The following is a 9,039-nucleotide window of genomic DNA, read 5'->3' on the forward strand; positions in this document are numbered from 1 at the left end:
ACTGTTTGTGCCTCAACCACTACACGCAGGCAGAAGTATGCACGGTTTCACGCGGGCCCGGTGCCACGGCACTGCTGGTCAGTGCGTGTGCCAAGGGCCGCGGCGGCCGGACGGGCCAACGGGCGACCGGCCGGGCGGGCACGCGGCGCCGGTGGCAGAACTGCCGTTAGTTCTGCCTGTTCGCACGCGGGCGGAACTGCGGAGGGGCGGAATTGGGATGGGCGGAACCGGGCGGAGGGGGGCGGAACCGGGGACGTGTGCCGGCCCGGGTCGGGCGGCGGAGGCTCAGACGGCGCCCGACAGGAGCGAGTCCGCGCGGCGGCGGGCGGCGGCCGCGTCGCCGGTGCGGCCCACCGTTCCCAGCAGGTCGGCGAGCAGCGCGTGGGAGTCGGCCTGGAGCACGGTGTCGGCGAGTGTCCGGCCGAGGACGACGGCCAGTTCGGCGCAGTCGAGGGCCGGGCCGACGCGGCCCAGGGCGTGCAGGGCGCGGGCCCGTCCGTGGGTGGCGCGGACGGCGTCGGCGGTGTGGGCGGCGGCCAGCCGGACGGCCTCGTCGGCGTGGGCGAGGGCCTGGGCCGGGGAGCCGGCGAGGACGAGGGCGTCGGCCAGGTCGACGAGGGCGGCGGCGAGGAGGTGCGCGGCCTCGGGGATGCGGGCGGCCGCGACGACGTCGGTGAACAGCGGGACGGCCCGGTCGTGCCGTCCGGCCCGGACGAGCGCACGGGCGACACGGGCCCGGGAGCGCAGGCGCAGGAGCGGGTCCCCGGTGGTCGTGACGGCCCGGTCGAGGTGTTCGCCCGCGGTGCGGTGGGCGCCGCGGTCGACGAGGAGGACGGCGAGGTCGGTGGAGAGCCGGGCCACGGCCTCCGGGTCGCCGGCCGAACGGGCCGCGCGCAGACCGGCCTCCGTCGTGGCCCGCCAGCGGGCGCGGTCGTGCTCGACGCCTTCTCCGTCCTCTCCGCCGCCCGCGCCGCCCAGGAAGCCGTGGCCGGTGTACCCGCGACCGGCGTGCCCGTGGGCGGTGCGCCCTTGGGGGGCGTGCCCTTGGGCAGCGCGTTCGTAGAACGTGGCGGCGCGGTGGGCGAGCTGCCAGGCCCCGGCGGTACGGCCGTGCTGTTCGGCGCAGAGCACGACCGCGCGGATGGCGCTCTCCTCCCGCCGGAACCAGGCCGCGCCCTCCCCGCCCTCGGCGGACCTCGCCCCGGTCGCGTCGAGGTAGTGGTCGATCAACCGGTCGAGCGCGGCGAGCCGTTCGTCGCACCCGAGGTCGGCGGCCTGCCGGGCGGCGTAGCGGCCGACCAGCGCGCGCCGGGCGTAGCGGCCGGGGGCCTGCTCCTCCAGGAGGTGCACGGCGTCGAGGCGGGCCAGGTGGGCGCGGGCCTCCGCGGCGGGCAGGTCGCCGAGGGCGGCGGCGGTGGCGGTGCCGATCTCGCTGCCGGGGTGGAGTCCGAGGAGCGCGAACAGCCGGGCGGTGGCCGGGTCGAGCGCGCGGCGGGTCCGGTCGAGGGCGGCGGCGATGCCGAGCGGGCCGCGACCGGTGCCGGTGAGGGTGGCCAGGGCGGCCTGGTCGTCGGCGAGTTCGGCGGCGAGGTCGTCCAGGCCCCAGCCGGGGCGGGCGGCCAGCCGGGCGGCGGCGAGGCGCAGGGCGAGCGGCAGGCGGTCGCAGCGCTCGGCGAGTTCGGCGGCGGCCGCGGGTTCGGCGGCGAGCCGGGCGGGATCGAGGGTGCGGGCCAGCAGGGCGGCCGCGTCGTCGGGGGTGAGCGCGCCGACCGGCAGGGGGACGGCGCCCTCGCGGACGAGCAGGTCGCGCAGGCGGTGCCGGCTGGTGACGACGGTGACGGGCGCGGCGTCGGACGGCTCGGCGGGCGGGGCCGGCAGGAGGGGAGCCACCTGCTCCGCGGAGCGGGCGTCGTCGAGGACCACCAGCACCCGACGGCCCGTCAGCAGCGCCCGGTAGCGCTGGACACGTGCGCCGAGCCCGGCGGGGACGACCGGTTCGCCGAGCGCGGTGAGGAACTCGCCGAGCACGTCGGCCGGGTCCCGGGGCCCGGCCTCGCCGAAGCCGTCCAGGTCGGCGTGGAGGACGCCCTCGGGAAACCGCTCGGCGGCCCGGTTGGCCCAGTGCTGCACGAGGGCCGTCTTGCCGGCCCCGGCCGGGCCGGTGACCAGGACGGGCCGTCCGGCGCGGGCGGGCGCGAGGGCCTCGTCCAGTCGGCGCAGGTCGTCCGCCCGGCCGACGAACCGGCGTTCGGCGGGCGGGAGTTGGGACGGTACGGCCTTCGGGCGGGGCGCGGCCACGGTGGCGGCGGGGCGGGTCAGGCGCTCGCCCGCGCGGCGCAGCTCGGGGCCCGGCGGGCCGTCGAGGCGGGCGACCAGCCGCCCGTACCAGGCCGCGGCCTCGTCGCGCCGACCGGCCTGGTCGAGGCAGGTGACGAGCCGGGCGGCCGGACCCTGCCGGGCGGGGTGCGCCGTCACGGCCTCGGTGAGCTCGGCAACGAGCTCGCCGCCGCGGCCCTGCCGGCACAGGCCGTCGGCGAGCCGGTCGAGGGCGCGCAGGCGCAGGTCGGTGACGTACGGGGAGGTCCGGTCGCGTAGCAGGGCCGAGCCGCAGTCGGTGAGGGCGGGGCCCTGGAACAGGTCGAGGGCGGCGCGCAGCAGTGGGAGCGCCGGGTCTGCGGACGGGCCGTCGGGGGACGGGCCGTCGGCGGCTCGCTCGTCGTCCAGGACGTGCGGGTGGTACGGCGCTTGCGGGTGGTACGGGCCGAACGAGCCGTGCCGGCCGTCCGGGTGCAGGACTCCGGCGCGTTCGCAGAGGCCGGCGAAGCGCACCAGGTCCACCCGGTCGGGCTCCCCGGTGAGCACGTAGCCGGCGTCGCGGGTGCCGAGCGCGAGGTGCCCGCCGCCGTGGTCCGCCGTGGGCTCCTCGCCCAACGCCTGGCGCAGCACGGCGACATGGCCCTGCAGCGCGGCCCGGGCGGTGGGCGGCGCGGCGCCGTCCCAGACCAGTTCGATCAGTTCCTCGGTGGCCACGACCCGGTTCAGCCGGACGGCGAGCGCGCTGAGCAGGGCGCGCCGCTTGGGCGCCGAGGGCGTGACGAGCGTCCCGTCGTCGCGCCGGACGGCGACCGGTCCGAGCAGGTCGATGCGCATGCGGCCCCTCGTCTGGCTGATCGGCTCGTTCGCCGGCGGGTGGATCGTCTGCGGGTGGATCGAGTCGTCCGAGGATAGGCCCGATCGCCCGGCCCGCGCACCGGTGCGGGTTCCGCCGATTCATGCCATCATGATCGCTTCTCGCCCGGTTCGGCCTTGATCCGTTCGGTTCCGTTCGGTTCCGTTCGATCACCCGCCGGGACCGGACGAATTCGGGCAGTACACTGCTCCACCCCGGGACCGACCGGCCCGGGAGTCGTGGGGCGAGGTGGGGCGGCGCGTGGGGATTCGACTCCTCGGTCCGGTGGAGCTGGGGACCGGGGGCGGCGGGTTCGTCGCGGTCCAGGGCGCGCAGCGGCGGGCCGTGCTCGCGCTGCTCGCACTGCACCTCGGGCGGGTCGTCGGCGTGGACGCCTTCTGCGAACTCCTGTGGGACGACTGGCCGCCGGCCAGCGCGCGGGCGGCGCTCCAGGGGCACGTCGCCGCGCTGCGCAAGCTGCTCGCCGCCGGGCCCTTCGTGCTGCACACCCGTGCGCCCGGCTACCTGCTGACCGGGCCGGCCGGCCTCGTGGACGCCCTGCGCTTCGACGAGTTGGTGGCCCGCGCGGGCGCCCTGGCGGAGGCGGTCGACGGCGCGGCCCTCACCACGGGCGGCGCCGCGCTCGCCGAGGCGATCGCGCTGCTGGAGCAGGCGCTGCGGCTGTGGCGCGGTCCGGCGCTCGCCGACCTGCCGGACACGGCGCTGCGCGGCACGGTCGCGGGCCGGCTGGAGCAGGCGCGGACCGCGGCCCTCGTCTCCTGGGCGGCGCTGCGGCTGCGCCAGGGCACCGGCGCCGCGGCCGTGCCGTCGCTGGAGCAGAACGTGCGGACGAACGGGCTGCGCGAGGAGGTGGCGGCGCTCCTGGTGCGCTGCCTCCACCAGGCCGGACGGTCCGCCGATGCGCTGCGGGCCTACCACGAGGCGCGCACCCGGCTCGACGGCGAACTCGGCATCCGGCCCGGCCCCGCACTCCAGGCGGCACTCGCCGAGGTCCTGGCCGAGGACGACGCCGCCGAGGCCGACCGGCCGGTGGACGAACCGCCGGCTTCCGCCTCGACCACCGATGACGGCACCCCCGTGCCCCGCCGACTCCCCCGCCGCCCGCTCGACTTCGTCGCCCGCGAACCCGAACTGCGCTGGCTGGAGCGCGAATGCGGCCCCGACCGCACCGGCGACGGCCTCGCCCTCGTCGTCGGCCCGGCCGGCGCCGGCAAGAGCGCGCTGGCCCTCACCTGGGCGCACACTGCCGCCGACGGCTACCCCGACGGCCAGCTGCACGCCGACCTGCGCGGTCTCGACCCGGCCGGACCGGCCGACCCCGGCGAGACGCTCGGCGCCTTCCTCCGCGCGCTGGGCGTCGACGAACCCGCCGTCCCCGCCGACCGGGCCGGGCGCGCCGCGCTCTATCGCACCCTGACCCGGGACAAGCGCCTGCTCGTCGTCCTCGACGACGCGGCCGACGCCGACCAGGTCGCCGACCTCCTCCCGCACGGCCCCGGCTGCGCCGCCGTCGTCACCGGCCGAAACCCCCTGGAGGGCCTGGTCGCCGCCGAGGGGGCGGCCCTGCTGCGCCTGGCCCCGCTGTCCGGGTCCGACGCGCTGCGCCTGCTGGAACAGGTGCTGACGCCCAGTCGCGTGCGGGCCGAACCGGAGGCCGCCGCCCGGCTCGCCGCGCTCTGCGACCACCTGCCGCTCGCCCTGCGGATCGCCTCCGCCCGGCTGGCCGCCCGACCGGACTGGACGATCGCCGCACTCGTCGCCGACCTCGCGGACGAGCCCACCCGGCTGGCCGTCCTGGAGGGCGACGGCACGCTCGGCGTCTCCGGCGAACTGCTCCGCACCCACCGTCGGCTGTCACCGGACGCGGCCGAGTTGCTGACCGTCCTGGCCGCCCACCCGGCCCCCGAGGTGGAGGTCCTCGCGAGCGCGGCCCTGCTCGGCACCGACCCGGCCACCGCCCGCCGGGCGCTCGGCGAACTCACCGCCCACCACCTGCTGACCGGCACCCCGCACGGGCGGTACGGCCGGTCCGGCCTCGTGCGGCTGTTCAGCGCGCACCTGCTCGGGCGACGGCCGGAGGCGGACCGACAGCTCGCCGCGGAACGGCTGCTGGACTACTACCTGGAGGCCTCCCGCGCCTGCGCCGAGCACCTGGAGCCCGGCCAGGAGACGTACGGCGGGAGCGTCCACCACCCGCCGGCCCTGCCCGCGCCCGCCGGGCCCCGGGCCGCGATCGACTGGTTCCGGGCCGAGGAGCCGACCGTCCGCGCGCTGGTCGCCTCCGCCGGCCGCACCGACCCGGCGCGCGCCTGGCGGCTGGCCGCCGCCAGCGAACCGCAGTACTACGCCGCCGGGCTCTTCACCGAGTGGCTGAGCTGCATGACGGCGGGCCGGGAGGCCGCCGAGCGGTGCGGCGACCGGGTGGGCACCGCACGGTCCGGCGTCGCGCAGGCGAGCGCCCTGCTCGGCCTGCGCCGCTACCAGGAGGCGGTCGACCGCGGCCGCAGGGCCCTCGCCGACACCCGCCCCGAGGACGGCGCCGTCCACCTGCGGGCGCTCAACGCCCTCGCGGTGTCCAGCGCCCTCGTCGGCCGCGCGGACGAGGCCACCGCGCTCGGCGCCGCCGCGCTCGCCCACGCGACCGGCAGCGGCGAACCCCACCGCCTGTCCGCCACCCTCGCCCACGGCTCCCAGGTCAGCCTGCTGGTCGGCGACCGGGAGGGCGCCCTCCGGCAGGCCCGCGAGGCCCGCAACCTGCTGCCCGGGTCGACGGTGACGATCTGCCACCTCTGGTCGATGCTCACCGAGGCCCACGCCCTCCAGCCGGTCGCCGACGAGGAGGCCTGCGAGATCGCCTGGCGCCGCGCGCTCGCCGCCTGCGAGGAGGCCGGGCTGCTGCACCTGCTCGCCCTCGCGGAGCAGTCCTACGCCGCCTTCCTCGCCGGCCGCGGCCGGTCGCCGGAGGCCGTCGAGCGGCTCCGGGTGGCGCTCGACCGCTACCGGGCGGACGGCCGGCTCCCGTCGTCCATGGGCGGTTTCGTCAGTGCGATCGAGGAACAGCTGGACGCGCTGACGCACCGCCGTTCCTGACGCACACCGCCCGTTCCTCACGTACCGTCAGTTCAGCGCGGCCTTGGCGACGCGCCCGCGGTCGACCGCCTTCGGGGCGTACCCGTGCTCGGCCGCGAGGACCGGGCGCATCGCGCGGATCGCGTAGAAGTTGCGGGACTTGACCGTCCCCGGCGGCACCCCAAGCTTCGCCGCCGCCTCCACCACCGACCGGTCCTTGAGGTGCAGTTCGACCAGCACCTCGCGGTGGTGCTTCTGCACCCGCCGCAGCGCCAGGGCGATGTCCCGGGAGGCCACCACCCGCTCGTACGGGTCCTCGGCGACCGGCCGGTCGTCCACCGACTCGCCGAGCGCCTCGGGCGCCCGGGAGGCCGCCATCCGGTAGTGGTCGATGGCGATCCGCCGGGCCACCGTGAACAGCCACGGGCGGCTGTGCTCGGGCCCGGCCTTCAGCGCCTCCGGGTTCTGCCAGGCCCGCAGCAGGGTCTCCTGGAGGATGTCCTCGGCCTTGCCGCGGTCGCCGCGCGTGGTGCGCAGCAGGACGTTCAGCAGGTAGCCGCCGTGCAGCCGGTGGATCTCGGCGAGGTCCCGGGGGTCGAGGGTCGGTCGCCCCGCCCCCTTCGCGGTGGTCTCCGTGGCGGGCTGCACGGTGGCCTCCGCGGCGGGAGCGGGCCGGGCTTCGGACTCTGCGGGCTGCTGGACGCCGGGGGCGTTCGGGGCGACAGGCTGCTGGGACACGCACTACCTCACAGAGCGGTCGGGGTCAGGGGACAGTCCGACCGGATCCCCCCGGCGGCTGTGACCACAGGCTGTCAACGGCCGCCAAGGATGCGCCAACTCCGCGCCAACGTCCGCCCCGTCCCCTTCCCCCACGAGGGCGGTCCCGCCCTCAGGCCGCGTCCCGCTCCTCGTTGAGCGCCCGGACCAGGTCCTGCACGCCGTCCTCGCCGCGGTGCTCGATCAGCACGGCGACCCACGTGGTGAACCGCTCCCGCTCCTCGGCCGACCAGCCCGGCGCCGAAGGGTGCTCGTCCACGACCATCGCCGCCGCGAGCTCCAACAGCCCCGGCGACGACACCGGCCGCCAACGCCCCGACGGCAGCCCGTTCAGCGCCACCCGCCGGGCGACGGCGATCACGTCCTCCGCCGCGCCCGGCGGCACCGCCAGCGCCGGCGGCCCCGGCACGGCCCGCGCGCCCTCGGCCAGCAGTGCGGCGATCAGTTCACGCGGTTCCGCGCGCTCGGTTCCCATGTTTCGTCGTCCTCCCCCGTCCCGCGTCCGGGACTCGCTCCGTCGTTCCTTCGGGGCCGCCCGGAACCGGCCGGACGTGCCCCGGAGACGGTACCGACTGGTAGCCCGGTCCGGTCGGGGGTTTGCGGACAGCGGAACCCGCCCGGCCGGGCCTGGTCGCCGCCCGGCCGGCGGCTGGGCTCCGCGTCCTAGAAGGTGGTCCAGTCGTCGGCTTCCGGGGTGCCGAGCGTGCGGATCCGCTCGCCGTCGCGGTCATCGAAGGTGTCCTTGGCGATCGTGAACGACCTGCCGTCGGGCCGCAGGCCGTACAGCACGACCTGCTCCTTGCCGATGCCGGTCAGCGACAGCCGCTCGCACTGGTGCGGTGCGACGACGTGCGTCGAGAAGCCGCCCCGCTTCGGGAACACCGCGTACGACGGGTAGGTGCCGCCCGAGCACAGGACGAAGTTGTCGGCCGGCTGGGCCGGGATGCCCGGAGTGACGGGGACGCCCGGCTGGGCCGGAATCCTCGGCACCGCGGGGACGGTGGCCGCCTGCGCGGCGGTGACTCCGGTGAGGCCGACCAGGCCGGCGGCCGCGAACAACAGGCCGGCGGCACGGGTGGTGGTGCGCATGGGGTTCCTCCAAGCGTGGTCGGGACGCACGGTGCGCCCTGACCAGCTCAACGGGCCTCCCACTGAACGGGGTTCAGTACCGGACCGGCGGGCACGGCCCGCACGCCCGGAGGAACCCGTTGCCGCACCCGCCGCGCACCGGCCACGCACCGGCCGCTGAACCCGCCGCGCACCGGCCGCCGTAGTTCCGGCTGGGCGGGCCGGCCCGGGGCGGGCGGAGGGGCGGCCCCTGCGGCGCACCGACGAACCGGGAGGGACACCCGATGGCCGACTCCGACGGCACACATCCGGGCTTCCAAATCCCTTGGACCGAGCTGCTGTCGGGCCCTGGAGCGGACGCCTGCCCGGACTACACTCCGGCCGAGTGGCCAGAGCCGGTGCAGCTGCCCGAGCCGGTGCCGGAGCCGGAGCCGGCACCTGTCCCGATACACCGCCCTCCGGCCGCCCCCTCGCCCCGACCGCACGTTCGCCGAACACTGTTCCGCGAGTCGGCCGACCCCCGGCAGCAGATCGAGCGGGTCCGCGCCCCGCTGCGCGCCTGCCACCGCGTCGCGTTCCTCGGCACGCCCGCCGCCCCCGGCGACGCCTCCGCCGGACTCCCGGTCGCGCTCGGCGCCCAACTGGCCGAGCACCGGTGCCACCAGGTGGCCGTCCTCGACCTCGCGCCGCCCCGGCCGGACGCCGCCGCGCCGACACCGCCGCACGCGCTCAGCGCCCTGCTCACCGCCGCTCCCCTGCCGGACGGGTTCCGGCACGTGGGCGGCCGGCTGGCACTGCTGACGGCCCGCCCGGAGCACCCGTACGCCGACCACCGGCAGTCCCTCGCCGACCTCGGCACCCACTACCCCCTCGTGCTCGCCGACGCCACCGGCGCCGGCGAGGATGCCCGGCAGGCGGCGGTGGCGGCGGCCGAC

General features: G+C 77.7%; 5 protein-coding genes and 1 pseudogene. 2 read left to right on the forward strand and 4 right to left on the reverse strand.

Translation table 11 applies throughout. The features are described 5' to 3' along the window. Positions 1-285: 285 nt before the first annotated feature. Complete coding sequence (locus ACFXDE_RS38215; RefSeq protein WP_380498948.1) at positions 286-3,150, reverse strand: BTAD domain-containing putative transcriptional regulator; 2,865 nt, start codon at positions 3,148-3,150, stop codon at positions 286-288. A 280-nt stretch (positions 3,151-3,430) separates the two neighbouring features. On the opposite strand from ACFXDE_RS38215, the gene ACFXDE_RS38220 reads away from it, so the two are divergent. Next, entirely contained in the window at positions 3,431-6,280 is a 2,850-nt protein-coding gene (locus ACFXDE_RS38220) for a BTAD domain-containing putative transcriptional regulator (RefSeq protein ID WP_380498949.1), read from the forward strand. Positions 6,281-6,307: 27 nt separating this feature from the next. Here the strand turns inward: ACFXDE_RS38220 and ACFXDE_RS38225 are convergent, their stop codons facing one another. The 3 genes from ACFXDE_RS38225 to ACFXDE_RS38235 form a co-directional block, all read right to left on the reverse strand. Next, on the reverse strand, positions 6,308-6,997 hold the full coding sequence (locus ACFXDE_RS38225; RefSeq protein ID WP_380498950.1) for a sigma-70 family RNA polymerase sigma factor: 690 nt from the start codon (positions 6,995-6,997) through the stop codon (positions 6,308-6,310). A 151-nt stretch (positions 6,998-7,148) separates the two neighbouring features. Then, positions 7,149-7,511: a hypothetical protein gene (locus ACFXDE_RS38230; protein WP_380444971.1), complete on the reverse strand. Its 363-nt coding sequence runs from the start codon at positions 7,509-7,511 to the stop codon at positions 7,149-7,151. 188 nt (positions 7,512-7,699) lie between these two features. Continuing rightward, on the reverse strand, positions 7,700-8,125 hold the full coding sequence (locus ACFXDE_RS38235; RefSeq protein ID WP_380498951.1) for a hypothetical protein: 426 nt from the start codon (positions 8,123-8,125) through the stop codon (positions 7,700-7,702). Between the two features lie 263 nt (positions 8,126-8,388). Between ACFXDE_RS38235 and ACFXDE_RS38240 the strand changes: the two are divergent. Then, positions 8,389-9,039: pseudogene (locus ACFXDE_RS38240) on the forward strand (hypothetical protein); the annotation flags it as partial.

The sequence above is a fragment of the Kitasatospora sp. NPDC059408 genome (genome assembly GCF_042751525.1).
In the GTDB taxonomy this organism is placed as follows: domain Bacteria; phylum Actinomycetota; class Actinomycetes; order Streptomycetales; family Streptomycetaceae; genus Kitasatospora.

Excerpts from the sequence above, each read along its gene's own strand:
- ACFXDE_RS38215 (WP_380498948.1), bottom strand. The coding sequence starts at position 3,150 with ATGCGCATCGACCTGCTCGGACCGGTCGCCGTCCGGCGCGACGACGGG.
- ACFXDE_RS38230 (WP_380444971.1), bottom strand. The coding sequence starts at position 7,511 with ATGGGAACCGAGCGCGCGGAACCGCGTGAACTGATCGCCGCACTGCTG.
- ACFXDE_RS38235 (WP_380498951.1), bottom strand. The coding sequence starts at position 8,125 with ATGCGCACCACCACCCGTGCCGCCGGCCTGTTGTTCGCGGCCGCCGGC.